Source organism: Aeromicrobium sp. (assembly GCF_050700635.1).
Taxonomy (GTDB): domain Bacteria; phylum Actinomycetota; class Actinomycetes; order Propionibacteriales; family Nocardioidaceae; genus Aeromicrobium.
Window position 1 is genome coordinate 1 of sequence record NZ_JBOHDT010000178.1, and the last position, 16,667, is coordinate 16,667.

General features: G+C 67.8%; 21 protein-coding genes. 8 read left to right on the forward strand and 13 right to left on the reverse strand.

Annotated features, from left to right (window positions below):
• From ACRDPN_RS14015 to ACRDPN_RS14025, 3 genes are all read left to right on the forward strand, one after another.
• A partial coding sequence (locus ACRDPN_RS14015) for a sensor histidine kinase (RefSeq protein WP_431449128.1) occupies positions 1-1,245 on the forward strand: 1,245 nt, incomplete at its 5' end.
• Positions 1,233-1,919: a response regulator gene (locus tag ACRDPN_RS14020; RefSeq protein ID WP_431449130.1), complete on the forward strand. Its 687-nt coding sequence runs from the start codon at positions 1,233-1,235 to the stop codon at positions 1,917-1,919. The genes ACRDPN_RS14015 and ACRDPN_RS14020, both read left to right, overlap by 13 nt.
• A gap of 256 nt (positions 1,920-2,175) precedes the next feature.
• The gene (locus ACRDPN_RS14025) at positions 2,176-2,433 is read left to right on the forward strand and encodes a hypothetical protein (RefSeq protein WP_431449132.1); all 258 of its coding nucleotides are present in this window, start codon (positions 2,176-2,178) and stop codon (positions 2,431-2,433) included.
• 59 nt (positions 2,434-2,492) lie between these two features.
• On the opposite strand, the gene ACRDPN_RS14030 is transcribed toward ACRDPN_RS14025, so the two are convergent.
• Both ACRDPN_RS14030 and ACRDPN_RS14035 read right to left on the reverse strand, forming a co-directional pair.
• Complete coding sequence (locus ACRDPN_RS14030) at positions 2,493-3,365, reverse strand: HpcH/HpaI aldolase/citrate lyase family protein (RefSeq protein WP_431449134.1); 873 nt, start codon at positions 3,363-3,365, stop codon at positions 2,493-2,495.
• Entirely contained in the window at positions 3,355-4,404 is a 1,050-nt protein-coding gene (locus ACRDPN_RS14035; RefSeq protein WP_431449136.1) for an HpcH/HpaI aldolase/citrate lyase family protein, read from the reverse strand. Before ACRDPN_RS14035 ends, ACRDPN_RS14030 begins: the two co-directional genes overlap by 11 nt.
• Before the next feature lie 444 nt (positions 4,405-4,848).
• On the opposite strand from ACRDPN_RS14035, the gene ACRDPN_RS14040 reads away from it, so the two are divergent.
• Positions 4,849-5,427 (forward strand): hypothetical protein, encoded by a 579-nt coding sequence (locus tag ACRDPN_RS14040; protein ID WP_431449138.1) that lies wholly within the window; start codon positions 4,849-4,851, stop codon positions 5,425-5,427.
• Between the two features lie 9 nt (positions 5,428-5,436).
• Here the strand turns inward: ACRDPN_RS14040 and ACRDPN_RS14045 are convergent, their stop codons facing one another.
• Together ACRDPN_RS14045 and ald are read right to left on the reverse strand one after the other, a co-directional pair.
• Complete coding sequence (locus ACRDPN_RS14045) at positions 5,437-5,730, reverse strand: DUF503 domain-containing protein (RefSeq protein WP_431449140.1); 294 nt, start codon at positions 5,728-5,730, stop codon at positions 5,437-5,439.
• 60 nt (positions 5,731-5,790) lie between these two features.
• Complete coding sequence (ald, locus tag ACRDPN_RS14050; protein ID WP_431449142.1) at positions 5,791-6,909, reverse strand: alanine dehydrogenase; 1,119 nt, start codon at positions 6,907-6,909, stop codon at positions 5,791-5,793.
• A 104-nt stretch (positions 6,910-7,013) separates the two neighbouring features.
• Here ald and ACRDPN_RS14055 point away from each other — a divergent pair, with 104 nt between their 5' ends.
• Entirely contained in the window at positions 7,014-7,496 is a 483-nt protein-coding gene (locus tag ACRDPN_RS14055; protein ID WP_431449144.1) for an Lrp/AsnC family transcriptional regulator, read from the forward strand.
• 3 nt (positions 7,497-7,499) lie between these two features.
• Here the strand turns inward: ACRDPN_RS14055 and ACRDPN_RS14060 are convergent, their stop codons facing one another.
• Positions 7,500-7,976: a hypothetical protein gene (locus tag ACRDPN_RS14060; RefSeq protein ID WP_431449146.1), complete on the reverse strand. Its 477-nt coding sequence runs from the start codon at positions 7,974-7,976 to the stop codon at positions 7,500-7,502.
• Positions 7,977-8,054: 78 nt separating this feature from the next.
• Between ACRDPN_RS14060 and ACRDPN_RS14065 the strand changes: the two genes are divergently transcribed.
• Positions 8,055-9,494 (forward strand): glycerophosphodiester phosphodiesterase family protein, encoded by a 1,440-nt coding sequence (locus ACRDPN_RS14065; protein WP_431449148.1) that lies wholly within the window; start codon positions 8,055-8,057, stop codon positions 9,492-9,494.
• Positions 9,495-9,499: 5 nt separating this feature from the next.
• Here the strand turns inward: ACRDPN_RS14065 and ACRDPN_RS14070 are convergent, their stop codons facing one another.
• A complete protein-coding gene (locus tag ACRDPN_RS14070) occupies positions 9,500-9,937 on the reverse strand; it encodes a hypothetical protein (RefSeq protein WP_431449150.1) in 438 nt (145 codons plus the stop codon).
• A 20-nt stretch (positions 9,938-9,957) separates the two neighbouring features.
• Positions 9,958-11,013, reverse strand: coding sequence for an alpha/beta hydrolase (locus ACRDPN_RS14075; protein WP_431449152.1), 1,056 nt, complete (start codon positions 11,011-11,013; stop codon positions 9,958-9,960).
• Between the two features lie 128 nt (positions 11,014-11,141).
• Here ACRDPN_RS14075 and ACRDPN_RS14080 point away from each other — a divergent pair, with 128 nt between their 5' ends.
• Positions 11,142-12,518 carry a WS/DGAT/MGAT family O-acyltransferase gene (locus ACRDPN_RS14080; RefSeq protein ID WP_431449154.1) on the forward strand — a complete coding sequence of 459 codons (1,377 nt, stop codon included), beginning with the start codon at positions 11,142-11,144 and terminating at the stop codon, positions 12,516-12,518.
• 11 nt (positions 12,519-12,529) lie between these two features.
• Here ACRDPN_RS14080 and ACRDPN_RS14085 read toward each other — a convergent pair whose 3' ends face one another.
• From ACRDPN_RS14085 to ACRDPN_RS14100, 4 genes are all read right to left on the reverse strand, one after another.
• Positions 12,530-13,816, reverse strand: a complete 1,287-nt coding sequence (locus tag ACRDPN_RS14085; protein WP_431449156.1) for a hypothetical protein — start codon at positions 13,814-13,816, stop codon at positions 12,530-12,532.
• Between the two features lie 132 nt (positions 13,817-13,948).
• Entirely contained in the window at positions 13,949-14,371 is a 423-nt protein-coding gene (locus ACRDPN_RS14090; protein ID WP_431449158.1) for a DUF3592 domain-containing protein, read from the reverse strand.
• 7 nt (positions 14,372-14,378) lie between these two features.
• Positions 14,379-14,975, reverse strand: a complete 597-nt coding sequence (locus tag ACRDPN_RS14095) for a hypothetical protein (protein ID WP_431449160.1) — start codon at positions 14,973-14,975, stop codon at positions 14,379-14,381.
• Positions 14,972-15,361, reverse strand: a complete 390-nt coding sequence (locus ACRDPN_RS14100) for a hypothetical protein (RefSeq protein ID WP_431449162.1) — start codon at positions 15,359-15,361, stop codon at positions 14,972-14,974. The genes ACRDPN_RS14095 and ACRDPN_RS14100 overlap by 4 nt, the downstream gene beginning before the upstream one ends.
• 32 nt (positions 15,362-15,393) lie before the next feature.
• On the opposite strand from ACRDPN_RS14100, the gene ACRDPN_RS14105 reads away from it, so the two are divergent.
• Positions 15,394-15,729 (forward strand): DUF192 domain-containing protein, encoded by a 336-nt coding sequence (locus ACRDPN_RS14105; protein WP_431449164.1) that lies wholly within the window; start codon positions 15,394-15,396, stop codon positions 15,727-15,729.
• Here the strand turns inward: ACRDPN_RS14105 and ACRDPN_RS14110 are convergent.
• Positions 15,726-16,358 (reverse strand): hypothetical protein, encoded by a 633-nt coding sequence (locus tag ACRDPN_RS14110; protein ID WP_431449166.1) that lies wholly within the window; start codon positions 16,356-16,358, stop codon positions 15,726-15,728. The two genes, ACRDPN_RS14105 and ACRDPN_RS14110, sit on opposite strands and share 4 nt — an antisense overlap.
• The gene (locus ACRDPN_RS14115) at positions 16,355-16,564 is read right to left on the reverse strand and encodes a hypothetical protein (protein WP_431449168.1); all 210 of its coding nucleotides are present in this window, start codon (positions 16,562-16,564) and stop codon (positions 16,355-16,357) included. Before ACRDPN_RS14115 ends, ACRDPN_RS14110 begins: the two co-directional genes overlap by 4 nt.
• Positions 16,565-16,667: the final 103 nt, after the last annotated feature.

Here is a 16,667-nt window from a genome sequence, read left to right on the forward strand (position 1 = left end):
CTGTGGATGAGCGGCGCAGTCGTGGTCACCGCGCTCGTGGGAATCCCCGTGGCCACGGCGATCGCGATCCTGCGCCACGACCTCTACGACGTCGACAAGGCCCTCGCCGGCGCGGTGACGTGGGGGCTGGTCACCGTCGGCCTGCTCGCTGTCTACGCAGCGACCTCGCTGACCGCGGGTGTGTTCCTCGGTCAGGGGTCGGCCGTGGCCGCAGCCGCCGCGACGGCGATCTGTGCCGTCGCTCTGACTCCATTGCGGCACCGGCTGCAGCGACGCGTCGACGGCCGTCTGTACCCGCTGCGCCGGGCGGCCTTCGCCGCGATCGACGGCCTGCATTACGACGCCGCTGCCGGCCGCTCCACACCGGAGCAGCTGCAGCCAGTCCTGCGCACGGCGTTGCGGGATCCAGGCCTCCGCGTCGGGTTCCGGGTGCCAGGGTCCGAAGGGTGCGTCGACGCCGAAGGCGCGTCCGTCGCCGAGGAGTCTGGCGAGCCGGTTGTGCTCGGCGGCACCTCGATCGGTGTCCTCGTCCCGGGCGACGGTGAGGCGTCGCCGGAGCTGCTGCGCGAGGTGGCGAGCCGTGCCGCCACGATCGCCGAGATGGTCCGGCTGCGGCTCGAGCTGGCCCGCACGCTCCGCGAGGTCGAGTCCAGTCGTGCCCGGCTGGTGCAGATCGGCTACGACGAGCGGCGGCGCCTGGAGCGCGACCTCCATGACGGTGCTCAGCAGCGATTGGTCTCTCTGGGGATGGCGATCCGGGTCGCCCAGCGGCACCTCGACGACGGAACGGTCGACGTGAACGGCCTGCTCGACCAGTCCGTCGCGGAACTGGGGACCGCCGTGGCCGAGCTCCGCCAGATCGCGCACGGCATCCGCCCGAGCAGCCTCGACGACGGCCTGCCGGCCGCCGTAGCTCGGCTGGTGCGCAACGTCCCGATCACGATCGACCTGGAGGTCGACGACAGCCAGCTGCCCGACGACGTCGCCACCACGGCGTACTTCGTCATCAGCGAGTCGCTGGCGAACGCGGTGAAGCACTCTGAGGCGAGCCGGATCGGGTTGCACGTCTCCCGGCTCAACGGCCAGGTGGTGGTGCGGGTGAGCGACGACGGCCGCGGCGGTGCGGAGCTGCGGCCGGAGTCCGGCCTCGCCGACCGGGTCGCGGCACTCGGCGGCTCCCTGGCCGTGGTCAGCCCGGCGGGACGCGGCACGGTGGTGGAGGCGGCGTTGCCATGCGTGTCGTGATCGGTGAGGACTCGGCACTGTTCCGGGAAGGGTTGGCCCGACTGCTCGAGGACGCCGGTCACGACGTCGTGGCGAAGGCCGACGACGCCCCGTCGCTCGTCGCCGCGGTGAAGGCGGAAGAGCCGGACCTCGCCGTCATCGACATCCGGATGCCACCCGACCGCACCGACGACGGCGCCCGGGCCGCCCGCGAGCTGAGACTCCTCATGCCGGAGCTCGGCATCGTGCTGCTGTCGCAGCACGTGGAGAGCCGGCACTCCGTCGAGCTCGTCGCCGGCGGGTACTTCGGCTACCTGCTCAAGGATCGCGTCTTCGATGTCGACGACTTCCTCGACGCGTTACGGCGTGTCGCCACTGGCGGCTCCGCCCTCGACCCTGAAGTCGTCGGCACCCTGATGGGACAGGCCCGCGCCGTCGACCCGCTGGACCAGCTCACCCCGAGGGAGCGCGAAGTGCTGGCGCTGATGGCGGAGGGGCGCACCAATGCCGGCATCGCTGCCCGGTTGTGGCTCACGGACCGCACCGTCGAGACGCACGTGACGAGCATCCTCTCCAAGCTCGGCCTGCACGAGTCGGCCGACGAGCACCGCCGCGTCCTCGCCGTGCTCACCTGGCTGGGCCTCCGACCGGGTCTGGAGAAGTCGGACGGCCGGGACCCTCGACAGGCGTCATGACCTGCGCTAATGTGACCGAGTCGCTCCGAGCTCGGAGCGTCCAGCACTCGAAGGAGGTGGAACCCTTGAAGATGTTCTCAGTCACCACGCAGGCCGTGTCGCTCGGCGATGCCGCCATGCTCTTCGCCGGTCCCACCTCCGGAGCAGTGTCTTCGACGTAGCTTTTCTGTCAGTACGTCGGTCAACGCTTCGGATCAGGTATCCGGAGCGTTTTTCTTTTGCTCCCACACCAACCCATCCAGAAAGGAGGCGCGCTATGACCACGAAACTCGATCCACGACTCAAGCCCGCAGACGACCACACCGACTCCTCACCGACGACCGGTACGGACGGAGAGGAGGTGAAGGACGTGGCCATCTTCGAGTCCCGTCGGGCCCGCGACAAGCGCGCCTGGGATGAGTTGTCCGAGCTCGATCGCCTGGTGATCCTGGAATCCGTGCGTCAGCGACGCAAGATGCGCGCGCATCAGGACCGGATTCACACCGAGCTGTTCGGGCTCCGGGCGAACCGGTAAAGCCGCTACCTGGCAGACGGCGGGCGTCGACCACAGAGTCGCGCCCGCCGTTTGCGGTGTCAGCGAGAGGCGATGGCCTCGTGCAGCGCGAGGATGCGCTGGGCGTCACGCACGTGCAGGTGCTCGATCATGCGGCCGTTGACGGTGACGACGCCGCGGCCCTCGGCCTGCGCCTGCTCGTAGGCCTCGATGACCTCACCGGCGTGCTCGACGTCGGTCTCACTCGGCGCGAACGCCTCGTTGGTCGGCTCGACCTGGCTCGGGTGGATGAGGGTCTTGCCGTCGAAGCCCATCTCGCGCCCTTGACGCGCCTCGGCCGCGAACCCTTCTTCGTTCTTCACGTCGTTGTAGACGCCGTCGAGGATGGCCTTGCCGGCTGCACGCGCTGCAAGCAGCGCGATGGTCAGCGACGGCACCAACGGTGCGCGGCCGGGCACGTGCAGCGCGAACGTCTCGTTGACCAGGTCATTCGTACCCATCACGAGTACGGCCAGATGTTCGTGCGCGGCGGCAATCTCCTCGGCGTGCAGGATCGCGACCGGCGTCTCGACCATCGCCCACAGCATTGTGTGGTCGGGGGCGCCGGCCTTCTCCAATGCAGCGACGAGGGCGCGCACTTCGTCGGCAGAGTTCACCTTCGGCACGAGGATGCCGTGTGGTCCGGCCTCGGCCACGGCCGTGAGGTCGTCGTCGTGCCACTCGGTGCCGATGCCGTTGACGCGGATGGTGAGCTCGCGGTGGCCGTACTCGCCCGACTGCACCGCGGCGCAGACGCGCTCGCGGGCCTCCGGCTTGGCGTCGGGAGCGACGGCGTCCTCGAGGTCGAGGATGAGCGCGTCGGCGTCGAGACCCTTGGCCTTCTCGAGCGCACGCTCGTTGGCGCCGGGCATGTACAGGACGGAGCGGCGTGGCCTCAGCTGTTCAGAGGTCATACGCCTCAGCCAGCTCCGGGTCGCGCTCGGCCAGGGCCTTGGCGAGGTCGAGCATCACCCGGCACTGCTTGCAGGACGCGTCGTCCTCCATCTTGCCGTCGATCATCACGGCGCCCGAGCCGTCGCCCATCGCCTCGACGACCTTCTTGGCGTGCGCGACGTCGGCCGGATCGGGGGAGAACACCTTCTTGGCAATGTCGATCTGCACCGGATGCAGGCTCCAGGCCCCGACGCAGCCGAGCAGGAAGGCGTTGCGGAACTGATCCTCGCAGGCGACGACGTCCTTGATGTCCCCGAACGGTCCATAGAACGGGAGGATGTCGTTCGCTGCGCAGGCGTCGACCATGCGGGAGATCGTGTAGTGCCAGAGGTCCTGCTGGTAGGTGCTTCGGCCCTCGTTCAGGTCGTCGCCGGTCGGGTCGGTGCGCACGAGGTAGCCCGGGTGCCCTCCGCCGACGCGCGTCGTCTTCATGCGGCGGCTGGCGGCGAGGTCGGCCGGCCCGAGCGAGATGCCCTGCATGCGCGGACTCGCGGCCGCGATCTCCTCCACGTTCGTCACGCCCTCCGCGGTCTCGAGGATGGCGTGCACGAGGATCGGCTCCTCGATCCCGGCGCGGGCCTCGAGCTGCGCGAGCAGGCGGTCGACGTAGTGGATGTCCTGTGCGCCCTCGACCTTCGGCACCATCACCACGTCGAGCTTGTCGCCGATCTCCGTGACCAGGGTGATGAGGTCGTCGAGCGCCCAGGGGGAGTCGAGGCTGTTGACGCGGGTCCACAGCTGGGTCTGTCCGAAGTCGGTCTTCTTCGCGATGTCGACGAGACCCTGCCGCGCGGCCTCCTTGTTCTCGGTCTTGATGGCGTCCTCGAGGTTGCCGAGGATGATGTCGACCTTGGGGGCGATGTCGGGCACCTTGGCCTGCATCTTCTCGTTGCTCGGGTCGAAGAAGTGGATCATCCGTGACGGCTTGAACGGGATGTCCGCCACCGGCGTCGGCGCTCCGACGGCCAGGGGACGGAGGAAGGCACGAGGGTTTCGCATCTGCTCAGTATGTCGAGCCGGTTTCGGGCATCCAAAGGGCGGGTCTCAGCCACACGACCCCAGCGACTGGCGATCAGACGGTGAGCACGGACCCAGGGCGCGTCATCTCATCACCCGGACTTCACCTGCAGGTCGTGTTGACGCGCGACCTTCTTCACCCCTAGCGTAACGTCCCGTGTCAGGGCTCGTTGTGAGTTTGCGTGCCCACTACCCGCAACCAACTCCCCGAAGGGTCATCTCTCCATGAGAAGAATTCTCGTCGCCCTCGCGCTGGTCACCGCCAGCGTCCTCCTGGCCTCGCCGGCCGCTGCTGCCACCTCAAGTTGGTCGCAAACGGAGCCATCATCCGACGAAGAGGCATCGTCGACCGAGGAGGAGACATCCTCGACGGAGGAAGAGACATCCTCGACGGATGACTCGTCGGGATCGGAGACGCACTCGCCATTGAGCAAGCTGGTCGAGGAGGAGTCGAGCAACGATGATGTCGAGACGCAGGCCAGGAACCCGAACAACGAGAAGAAGATCACGATCTGTCATCGGAGAAACGCGGACAACAACCCGTACGGCCCCAAGGCGATCACCGTCAGCGTGAACAGCATCATCAGGAACAACGGCCACGACACCCACGACGGACAGGTCTGGAACCCGACGCTGAAGGCGCTGATGATCAAGTGGGGCGACATCATCCCCGCGTTCAATTACGTCGACAATCAGGGTAATCCCCAGTCGTACCCCGGCCAGAACGACGGGCCGGACGGCCAGTTGTTCCTCGATAACGACTGCCAGAAGCCAGGGGACGAGCCGGAAGAGCCGGAAGAAGAAGACGAGAACGGGGACGAAGACGGCGACGAAGACGGCGACGAAGACGGGGACAAGGACCGCGAGGAGCCAGGTGCGCTTCCGGACACCGGCGGACCGCCGATGTGGACGCTGTTCACCGGCGGCCTGCTCTCGGTCCTCGGCATGCTGATCCTCGGCAACCGCGCTCGACTCGCGTCACTCTTCGGACGCGGAACCGCGTAGCTCGAGAGGTCAGTCGTCCGCGCGGCCGATGTGGCGCCGCGCGGACAGCACCTCCACCTCGGGGTGGTAGGTGACGAGCTGTTCGACCGCGTCCAGGATCTCCACCACGTGGGCGCGGTCGGCAGCCACGATGCTCGCGCCGATGCCGGCTCGACGGTGCAGGTCCAGGTGGTCGGTCTCGGCCACCGAGACCTGGAATCGTCGCCGAACCTCGGCGACGATCGGCCGCACGATCGACCGTTTGGTCTTCAGCGAGTGCACGTCACCGAGCCTCAGGTCGAGCTCGATCCAGCCGATCCACATGCTCTACCTTCTCAGCCGCCCGCGGCCCGGCACCCCCGCCGGGCAGTGTGGCGCTGCCGATCAGGCGGTGAGAAGCGGCAGCAAGTCGGACGCCTCGAGATCGAGTGCCTCGGCGACCGAGCGGTTGTAGAGGCGGCCGTCGTGCGCATTCAGGCCGAGTGACAAGTTGGCATCCTGGGCGAGCGCGTCGTGCCAGCCGTGCTCGGCAAGTGCGACGACGTACGGCATCGTGACGCTCGTCAGCGCGTATGTGGACGTGCGCGGCACGGCGCCGGGCATGTTGGCGACGCAGTAGAACTCCGACTCGTGCACGCGGAACGTGGGTTCGGCGTGCGTCGTGGGGCGCGAGTCCTCGAAGCAGCCGCCCTGGTCGATGGCGATGTCGACGAGCACCGAGCCCGGCCGCATCCTCGACACGAGCTCGTTGCTCACGAGCTTGGGCGCGCGAGCCCCGGGTACCAGAACGGCGCCGATGACCAGATCGGCGTCGAGCACGGACTCCTCGATGGCGTGGGCGCTGGAGTGGAGGGTGCGGACCCGCCCGCGATAGCGCGAATCGAGCTCCCGGAGCCGGGGAACGCTGAGGTCGAGGATGGTGACGTCGGCATGAAGCCCGACGGCCATGTCGGCTGCGTGGGTGCCCGAGACGCCGCCGCCGATGATGACGACGTTGGCCGGCTCGGTACCGGGGACGCCGCCCATCAGCACGCCGCGGCCGCCGAGCGGTCGCATCAGGTGGTAGGCGCCGACCTGGGTGGCGAGACGACCGGCCACCTCGGACATCGGCGCAAGCAGCGGCAGCGATCCGTCGGGACGCTGCACGGTCTCGTAGGCGATGGCGGTGATGCCGCTGTCGAGCACGGCCTGGGTGACGTCGGGAGCAGCGGCGAGGTGCAGGTACGTGAACAGCACCTGCCCTCGTCGCATGCGGTGCCACTCCTCAGCGACCGGCTCCTTCACCTTGAGGACGAGATCTGCTCCCTCCCAGATCTCATCAGCGGAGTCCAGCAGCACGGCACCCGCAGCCTTGTAGTCGTCGTCTCTGATCGAGGAGCCGACGCCGGCTCCCGACTGGATCGTGACCTCGTGACCGCGGTTCACCAGCTCGGTGACGCCGGCGGGCGTGATGGCCACGCGGTACTCGTGATTCTTGACTTCAGTGGGTACTCCGACTCGCATGCCTCAATGGTGAACAAGTGACGGTGGCGTGGCAAGATGTATGAAGATCATTCTCATCCAAACGCCTTCCGGCGATGATCCGACTGATGAGAGGTGACCGGACCATGCCTCCACCGAATGATGTTCAGCCTCTGGACTCGGTCGACCGCGTACTCCTGGCGGTCCTGCAGCGCGACGGACGCACCCCCAACAACGAGCTCGCCCGCCAGGCCGGCATCGCGCCGTCGACCTGCCTGGCCCGGGTGCGCTCATTACGGGAGCGCGGCGCGATACGCGGCATCCACGCGGACGTCGATCCGGAGGTGCTCGGGCTCTCCATCCAGGCCATGATCGCCGTGAGCCTCAGCTCGGACGCACGCTCCGCCCTTACGGACTTCGCCGCCGCGGTCGCCGAGAAGCCGTATGTGCTGAACGTCTTCTTCGTCTCCGGCTCGTACGACTACCTGCTGCACGTGGCAGCCGACAGCAGCGACGGCCTGCGCGACATCGTCACCGACCTCAGCGGCACCGGCATCGTGAGCGACACCGAGACCCACCTCATCTTCGAGCACCTGCCCGGCCGCGCCGACGCCGCGCACTTGAGCTGACGCTCACGGCTTGTCGGTGCAGCAGCCCTGCTTGGCGTGGTAACGCTCGGCGCGTTCGAGGAGCCAGGTGAGGCTCGGCCACGGGTTCTGGACACCGTGCGCCCCGCGGTGCTCGACCCAGGCCCGCGCGGGCTCGGCGATGGCGCTCAGTGGATGGAACCAGGCCTTCAGCACGAGGCCCTCATTGACGATCCGTCGCTGGACGTAGACGCCGAGCGTGTCGTACGTCGCCAGCGACCGGTTGATAGCGTCCCAAGCCTCGTCGTCAGGTGTCGGGAAGGCGTTCGCCTGGTAAGCCAGGAAGAGGAGGCGACGCCCCGTGGCCGCGTCCGGGGAGATCAACGTCTCGTGCATCCGGGTGTACGCGTTGATGCGTGCCTGGTGCACCGACAGCCCGACCGTGAACAGCCCGAGGGCCAGGCCCATGACGGCGAGGAGCAGGGCGACGAGGTCGGTGTTCTGGTCGAGCCAGACGAACATTCTCCGCATCCCTCCCTGTAGGGGTAGCGTCCACATCGTAGAGGGCAAACGCGGGGCCACGCAGGGAGTGCGCTTTTCATGACCGACGCACCGTCGACGCCAACCGGCCGGATCTTCATCAGCTACCGCCGGCAAGACGCCGCCTACCCTGCGGGCTGGCTCTACGACCGCCTGGCGGAACGGTTCGGACCGGAGCGGATCTTCAAGGACGTCGACTCGATCGAGCTGGGTGACGACTTCGTCGAGACCATCACGAATGCCGTCGGGTCCTGCGACATCCTGCTGGCGTTGATCGGCCAGGAGTGGTTGGACATCGCCGGCTCGAACGGGACGCGGCGACTCGACGATCCCGACGACTTCGTCCGGATCGAGATCGAAGCAGCTCTCGCGCGGAAGGTGCTGCTGATCCCCGTGCTGGTGGACGGCGTGACGATGCCGACCGCGGACCAGCTGCCGCCCAGCATCGCGCCGCTCGTCCGTCGGCAGGCGCTCGAGCTCAGCCCGAACCGGTTCAAGGCCGACACCGACCGCCTGCTCGACGTCATCTCACGCACTCTTTCCGACCTGACCGACTTGACCTACCTGCGGGGAGGGCAGGGACGCGCAGCGGTCCCGTCACCGCAGGAGTCCGCTGAGACCGCGCGTAGGTCGCCGGTTCCACGCTGGATGATGCTGGCGGCCGGTGCCGCTGCGGTGGCCGTCGTCGCCGCGGGTGTGGCGGTCGCGATGAGCATGGGGGAGGACGACCCGAAGAAACCTCCAAAGCTCGGAGGCCCCGATGCACCGATCGTGCTGGCGCACCGCGGCGGCGACGAGAGGTTCGCCTGGCAAACACTTCCCGCGTACGAGTACGCAGCCGGGATCGGCGCGCAGATCGAGACCGACGTCCGCTGGACCAAGGACGGTGTCCCGGTGCTCGTGCATGATCCAGGAACCACGCCCGGCATGGAGTGCGAAGGCGGGAACCTCATTGTCAAGGACACCAACTGGCCGGAGCTCCGGGACCAGTGTCGCTCGCCCGCGGCCGCGTCGAAGGACGGCAAGCAGTACCCCATCCCCACCTTCGACGAGGCGGTGTCGGCCGTGGCCAAGGTCCCCGACGCCGAGATCTTTGCCGAGGTCAAGACCGTGCAGGACGCCAAGCAGGTCCGGCAGTTCCTGGCCATCCTGCAGAACGTAAAGATGATCGACCGCGCCGTCGTCACGTCACTCAAGGCCGGAGAGCTGACGAAGATTCGCGCCGAGGCGGAGAGGATCGGCGAGGACGTTCGCACGATGCGGTTCGTCTCGAAGCAGCGCGTTCCCGCGGCTGACTTGTCCAGCGATCTGTGGGGTGTCGCAGTCCAGGCAGACATCGCCACGTTGCCCTACGTGAGCGAGCTGCAGGCGAAGGGATTCGAGGTCATGATCTTCGTCGTCAACACACCCGAGCAGTGGGAGGAGGCGAAGCGGCTGGGCGCCGACCTCGTCCTCACCGGCAAGCCCACGGCATTCGGCACGTGGGCGGAGTCGAACTGAGCTCGTTAGCCCGAGAGGCGCGGAGACGTCTGGCTGCGATCGTGGGGAAGGTCGCCGGCCAGGAGCACGGGCTCACGTGGCATCAGTCGTAGCACCCGTGACTCGCGGGCCCAGCGGTCGATCGCGGTGCCCATGTCGGGCAGGTTGAGGCGGCCGCTCTTCAGCGCGGCGGTGACGCTGTCCCAAGCCGGATCCTCCGGGGTGACGAGCTCGACCGTCGCGTCGACACGAGCGACCATGTGCCGGTTCGTCTTGGAACGGAGCAACAACGTCACGGTGTCGCCGTCATGGACGTCGGGGATCGGCTGCTCGGCACCGCCTCCGACGACGCACACCGCGTCCTCGACCAGCTTGTGCCACACCGGGAACGTGCGGTCGGCGAACTCGATCCAGACGAGTCCGGACTTCTTGGCCAGGTCGGTGACGAGGTCGAGGTCGCTCACCGGCTCAGGATAGGGCTCGGTCAGCTGCCGGCCGCGCGGGCACGGGGACGGGCGGCCTTCTTCTTGCGCGTGCTCTTCGCCGCGGGGGCTTCGACGGTGCCGGCGGCGAGCGATTGCACGAACAGCGCGATCTCGTCGATCGCCTGCCGGGCCTCTGGCACCCAGGATGCCGACGCTTGGAACACGTGCACCTGGTTCTCCCAGATCTGGAGGTCACAGGGGACGCCGGCGGCGACCAGCCGGTTGGCCATCAGCTCGGCGTCGGGCATGAGGATCTCTCGTGATCCGACCTGGATGACGGACGGGGGCATGTCGGCCACCGGCATCTTGACCGGGCAGACCCGCTGGCCGGAGATGCCGCGCCGCGAGTCCATGCGCAGCGCGAGCTCGGTGAACCTCTCGAGCGCATTGAGTGGGAAGGTCTCGCAGCGGTTCGCGTTCGGGTGGTTGCGCTTGCTGGTGGAGTCGACGTCGAGCAGCGGCGAGACGGCGACCACGCCTGCGGGACGTCCCCAGCCGGCGTCGAGCACAGCCCGGGCGACGCTGAAGGCGAGATAGCCGCCGGCCGAGTCGCCGGCAATCGTGATGTGCTCGGGGCGGTAGCCCTGGTCGAGCAGCCAGCGGAATGCGACGACACCGTCGGCCACTGACTCGGTGATCGGTTCCGTCGGCATCTGCCGGTAGCCGACGTTGAGCACCGGTTGGCCAGCCGCGTACGAGATGCGCGAGACCAGGTTGCGGTGGGTGTTGAGGCCACAGGTGAGGAACGCGCCGCCGTGGAAGTACAGGATCGCGCCCGGGTTGCCGCCGCGCACGTCGCGGACGTCCTTGGCCAGCAGCCACTCGCTCTGGCAGGGTCCGAGGTCGACTGTGCGCCAGCTGGTGCCCTCGTGCACCGGGAGCAGCCGCGCGACGTGATCGATCAGGTTCGGCGGGTAGAGGTCGAACGGCAGCCGGGCCCACATCCCGAGGATCGGGCGGACGGTATGACGAAGACCCAACCCGAGGAGGCGGGACTGGAGGCTCGAGCTCTTGAAGTACCGAGGCTCGGCGGCGAGCGTCAGATGCGTGCTCATGACACCATTCCTCCCGTACCCCTGCTGGTAGCAACGAATTTTTGAACCAGAAGTCACGTTCGTCGATCGACAGTCCGGCTGGCAGTAGCGTAGGTCGAAAGTTCACCCGGGTGAGGGAGGTTACGCAAATGTCGTTCATGCCACCCACGGACTCGATGTTCCTGCTGGGAGAGTCTCGTGAGCACCCGATGCATGTGGGTGGGCTGCAGCTGTTCGAGCTGCCCGAGGACTCCGGCCCGGAGTTCGTCCAGGACCTCATCGAGACCTTCCGGGCCACCGACAACGTGTCGCCGATGTTCCGCAAGCGCCCGGCCGAACCGGTCGGCTCGTTCGGCAACACATGGTGGTCCTACGACGACACGATCGACTTCGACCACCACGTCCGGCACTCGGCGGTTCCGCAGCCCGGCCGCATCCGTGAGCTGCTGCAGCTCACCTCCCGCTGGCACGGGTCGCTGCTCGACCGGCACCGTCCGTTGTGGGAGGCCCACATCGTCGAGGGGCTGGAGGACGGACGCATGGCCGTCTACACCAAGATCCACCACGCGATGGTCGACGGTGTCTCGGCGATCCGCCTGATGAAGCGTTCGCTCACCGAGGACCCCGACGCCCGCGACTGCCTCCCGCCCTGGGCGTTGCCACCTCGCAAGTCTTCGCGTGCGGGAGGCGGCTTCGACCCGATGGGCATGTTGCGCGGCGTGGGCGGGGCCGCCGGCGAGGTTGCCGGGATGCTGCCAGCGTCGGCCAAGATCGTCAGCCAGATCCTTCGCGATGGCGACATCACGCTTCCGAGCGCTCCGAAGACCATCCTCAACGGACGGGTCGGTGGTGCACGGCGGTTCGCGGCACAGTCGTGGGAGATCGAGCGCATTCGCCGGGTGGCCAAGTCTTCCGCCACCACGCTCAACGACGTCGTTCTGGCCATGGTGTCGGGCGCGCTCCGTGAGTACCTGCTCGAGCAGCACGCACTACCGGACGAGCCGATGAGCGCGATGGTCCCGGTCTCACTCGCCCTGCGGGCGGAGTCGGCCGGCAAGGAGTTCGGCGACAGCAACTCCGTCGGGGCGATCATCGTGAACCTGGCCACCGACCGCGAGAACGGTGCCACCCGGCTCGAGGAGATCGCGTACTCCTCGCGCACCACGAAGAAGCTGCTCGGCGACCTCTCGCAGGCGCAGATCCTCGCCTTCTCGGCCATGCAGATGCTGCCGCTCGCGATGTCGCCGCTGCCCGGATTCATCAAGTACTCCCGGCCGCCGTTCAACGTCGTCGTCTCGAATGTGCCGGGCCCGAAGAACCAGATGTACTTCAACGGGGCGCGGCTCGACGGCATGTATCCGGTGTCGATCGTGCTCGACGGCCAGGCCATCAACATCACGTTGTGCAGCCGTGACAACTACCTCGACGTCGGCATCATCGGTTGCCGAAAGAGCGTCCCCCACCTGCAGCGACTGCTCACCCACCTCGAGACGGCACTGGCCGAGCTCGAGACCGCCTGGGGCTAGGGCGCGTCTCCCTAGCAGTCGGGGCGGTCGGCGAAACTCTGACCGTCCCAGTACCGGGCGTTCTGGAGCTGGCGATTGGTGAAGTCGACCTTCGCCGAGGCGCCGAAGTCGCCGAGGATGGGCTCTCCCATGACGTTGATTCCGTAGGTGTTGGGATCTTGTGAGTACTCGTTCTGGGTGATCGTGCCGGTGTCCTTGGCCTCGTCGACGAAGTTCCTCATCGCCAGCGGGTTGCCGGTCGCGGCAGCCAGGATCTTGGCGTCCTTGCCCGCGTCGCCGGTGAGCGGTACTTCGAGCGTCGTCTCGGTGTAGTTCTGATCGTCGGCCGTGGTGACCTCGCCCTGGGCGTCGGCGTCGAGCGTGACGCCGATCGTCATCTTGACGCTCGTCGGCTTGCCGTCCGAGTCCATGTTGACCTCGTAGAGCGCCTCGCCGCCGGCCAGAGCGGCGGCGTCCTGGCCCATGACCGCTCCCCAGACTCCAGCTGACGCCTGCTGCTTGTAATAGGCGACGAATCCGTCGGGCGTCTTCTTGCCGCCGAGATACCCACCGACCTTGGCCTCGCCGCCGGCACCGGCCGTGATCCCCGAAGCCGAAGCGCCGGCATTGCCCTCCAGGCCGCCCTCGACGAACTCCTCATCCGGGTCCGGCGTGCCGCCGATGAGCGCCTCCAGCCCTTCCCGGATCGGGTTGGGTGGGTCGGGCAGGAACGGGATGTCGACCTCAGGCGCGACCGCGTCGATGACTTGATCGGCCATCAGACCCTCGACGACGTCGTGGGCGCCGTCCTCGTCGTCGGCGTACCACGTCTTGCCCTTCTTGCCCGTGAGCAAGGCGTCGGCGGTCGCCACCGCGGTGACGCCGTACTTCTTTCCGTCGAGAGTGAGGCTGACGTCGACACCGGGACCCACACCGACGCCGACATTGCCCAGGTCGACCTCGGTCACCTTGTACGTGCCGTCCGACATCTGCTCGATCAGGAACTGCTTGCCGGCGGTGACAGAGGCGACGAACGCCGCCGTGACCTCGACCGTGCCCTGATCGGACGTCGACATGCACGGATCGTCGGGGACGCGGTCCGCCTGGGTGCGCACTGCGCCCGGCTCTTCGCATCCGCCACCGCCGCGGACGTTCGCGATCTGGCAGATCCGGTAGCCGATCTCCGCCTTGACCGTCGGGCTGGCCTGCGTCACGACACCCACCGTGGCGACCACGAGGATGGCAGCAAGCACGACGACGCCGACGGTCTCGAGCGATCCCTGTCCGCGCTCGTTGCGCCGTGTGGTGCGAAGTCCCATGGTCCGAGTCCTGGTGAGTGAGGAGGATGTCTGCACGAACGTAGGACGCCCGAGCCGTCGTGAGCGTGGGCCCGAGGGCCCGTTCCGGGCCCAGGTCTGCCCGAGTCAGCCCAGGTCAGCCCGGGCAGGGCGTCATGACCACGACATCGAGCCGAAGACGCTGATCATCGTGGCGACGAGCAGACCGACGACCACGAGGACGCTCCCGATCACCGCGAAGATCGAGCCGTTCTGCACGAAGCTGTCGATGGCGGCGCGAGAGGGTTCGGTGGGGTCGTACCGGAGGGTTACGCGTTTTCCGGGTGCCGGCGCCAGCGACTGGCGGACGATCGACGTGCGTTGATGCACGCGCCCGCTGTCGTCCTGCCACTGGAAGGTCGGGTAGATCGCGCGGACGCCGCCGTCGGCACGGCCGGTGCGTTTGTCGACCACCACGCCGGTCGTCCGGACCCAGCCGCGCATCATCCGGCGCCGCAGCAGGCCGATCGCCAGGAACACGATCCCGAGGCCGAGTGGGATTCCGCCGACGATGAGAACGATCTGCCAGATCTCCACGTGCCGATCAGCTCTCGGCGAACTTCACGGTGGAAAGTGCCTGCTCGGGCACCTTGGCGCCCTGCGCCTCGTCGACGAGTGCGGTGACCTGGATCTGGCTGCCGTCGGCGAGATCGAACACCGCAGTACGGGCGATGTAGGACTTCTTCGGTGCCGCGGGGTCGGTCTCGACGGGCACCTTGGCGGTGTAGGCGAGGTAATAGGCCAGCTCGGCGTTCGGCCACACGATCTTCTCGGGCTCGATGTCACCGCCAGCGAGCGACGCCATGGCGCTGACGGCCAGCGCCTGCGCGGCCTTCTTGGCACCCTGCTGGGGCTTGGTGATGACGCGGACCTCCATGCCGCCCGGAGATGTGCCGTCGACCTCCTTGGCGCGCCACGTGGTCGTGGTCATGGTCTGCGTCGGCTTCGCGGGCGGCTGCTTCTCCCACTCCGCCGGGGTGGCGACGCTGACGGGGCCGAGGTCGTTGGTGGTCCAGCCGGACGGCGCAGAAGCCGGCCGCAGCGCCTGGTCCTCGGGGACGTCTTCGTCGCTGGCGCAGCCGGACATGGCCAGGACGACCAGGAGCAGGGTGGTGGTGAGGCGCAGGTTCATGGTGCTCATCTCGGGTTGGGGACGGCGGTGCGGCTGAGGGCGAAGACGAGGCCGTATGAGACCGCAGCCCACAGGGTGAGGTCGATCAGCACGGCGCCGAGCGTCAGGGAGGTGAACAGCTGCCCGGCGAACGATGCACCGGCCCAGCTGGAGACGTTGAGGACCCATCCGCCCACCAGACCGAGCAGCAGGGCCTCGGGCGGATCGCCTGGCTTCATGCGGGACCACCACACGAACGCCGTGATGGCGAGAGCGGCGATCACCAGGAACGAGCGGGTGATGACGCCGGTCGTGACGGACACCTGATCGACGGCGACCACACCGGCGATGATGGCGGCAACCATCGTCAAGAGACCGGCCGTGACGGCCGAGCCGATGATGGTGAGTGGTCTCATGTCGTTCTCCTCTGGCGGCATAGGCTGACGCCGTGCCGGAACTGGTCGTGGATGGTCGTCGGGTGGCGCCGTTGGAGCTGGCCGACTCCTACCGGAGCCGCCGGCATGGCCTGTTGAAGCGTGACGGCGTCGACGGCGCGTTCTGGCTGCGGCCCTGCCGGCACGTGCACACGATGGGGATGCGCTTCGCGATCGACGTGGCCCTGGTGGACCGCCGCGGTCGGGTGCTCCACACGCAGACCCTGCAACCGGGCCGGTTCTCGGCCATCCGGTTCAGGTGCCGCTCGGTGATCGAGGCCGAGGGCGGTACCTTCGCCGGCTGGGAGCTCGCGGCCGGTTCGCTGGTGGGCGTGCATGACGGTTCCTAACCGATGAGTCTGGCGTGCGACTCGTCGATGAGCTGGCTGATGAGCGACGCCGGCAGGTTCTTCAGGTCGACGCCCTGGAAGCTGGTTCCGCCGCAGGTGAGCTTCTGCTCAGGCTTCGCTTTCTTTTCCTCGTCGTTCCCGGCGGGCGGGGACGACGGCTCGGTCGGTTCGGTGGGCTCGGCCTCCTCGACGGTGCACTCGGGCAGGTCGAGCTTCGCGCGGGCCTCGCTGGTGTTCTCCTGCCCCTCGACGTCACGTCCGCGCACCTTGGCGTAGGACTCCCACCCGTTCATCGGCGTCGGGCCCTGGTAGCCCACGAGCTCGCCGTCGTTCTGCTCGGCGTACGAGGATGCCGAGGTGGCACCGCCACCGATGAGCGGTTCGTAGGCCCTCCAGCTCCCCATCCATCCGTTGCTGGTGAGGGCGATCTCGAGGTCCTTCTTGACGTACTCGACGCCGGCCAGCGCCGCGGCATCGGCCGCGGAACGGCTCTTCGCCTTGGCGTCGCTGGCATCGGTGAGGGGAATCGCCATGAACGCGAAGATACCTATCGCGACGATGATGGCGACGGTGAGAAGAGAGAGCGCGGCAGCACCGCGCTCGCCCTCCCGCCTTGTGGGTGCGATCACCCGCCCGCTCCGGTGATTTTCGCGATCTGCTTGGTGATGACGTCGTCGATCTTCGCGCCCTTGATGGCGCCGACGACAGCGAGCACGAGGATGGCGGCGATGATGACGATGCCGACGTACTCGAGCGTGCCCTGGCCCTTCTCGTTGCGCGGGGCGGCGGTGGCGGCGAGCATCGAGCTGTAGAACTTGAGTGCCCGGTCGAACATGGTGTTCCTCCTGTGTAGTGGTTTCTGGTCGTGTGGATGTCGTGGTGGCCTCGTGCTTGGCCGATACCGCGAACGTACGGCGCCCGACCGGCCCGGATCATGG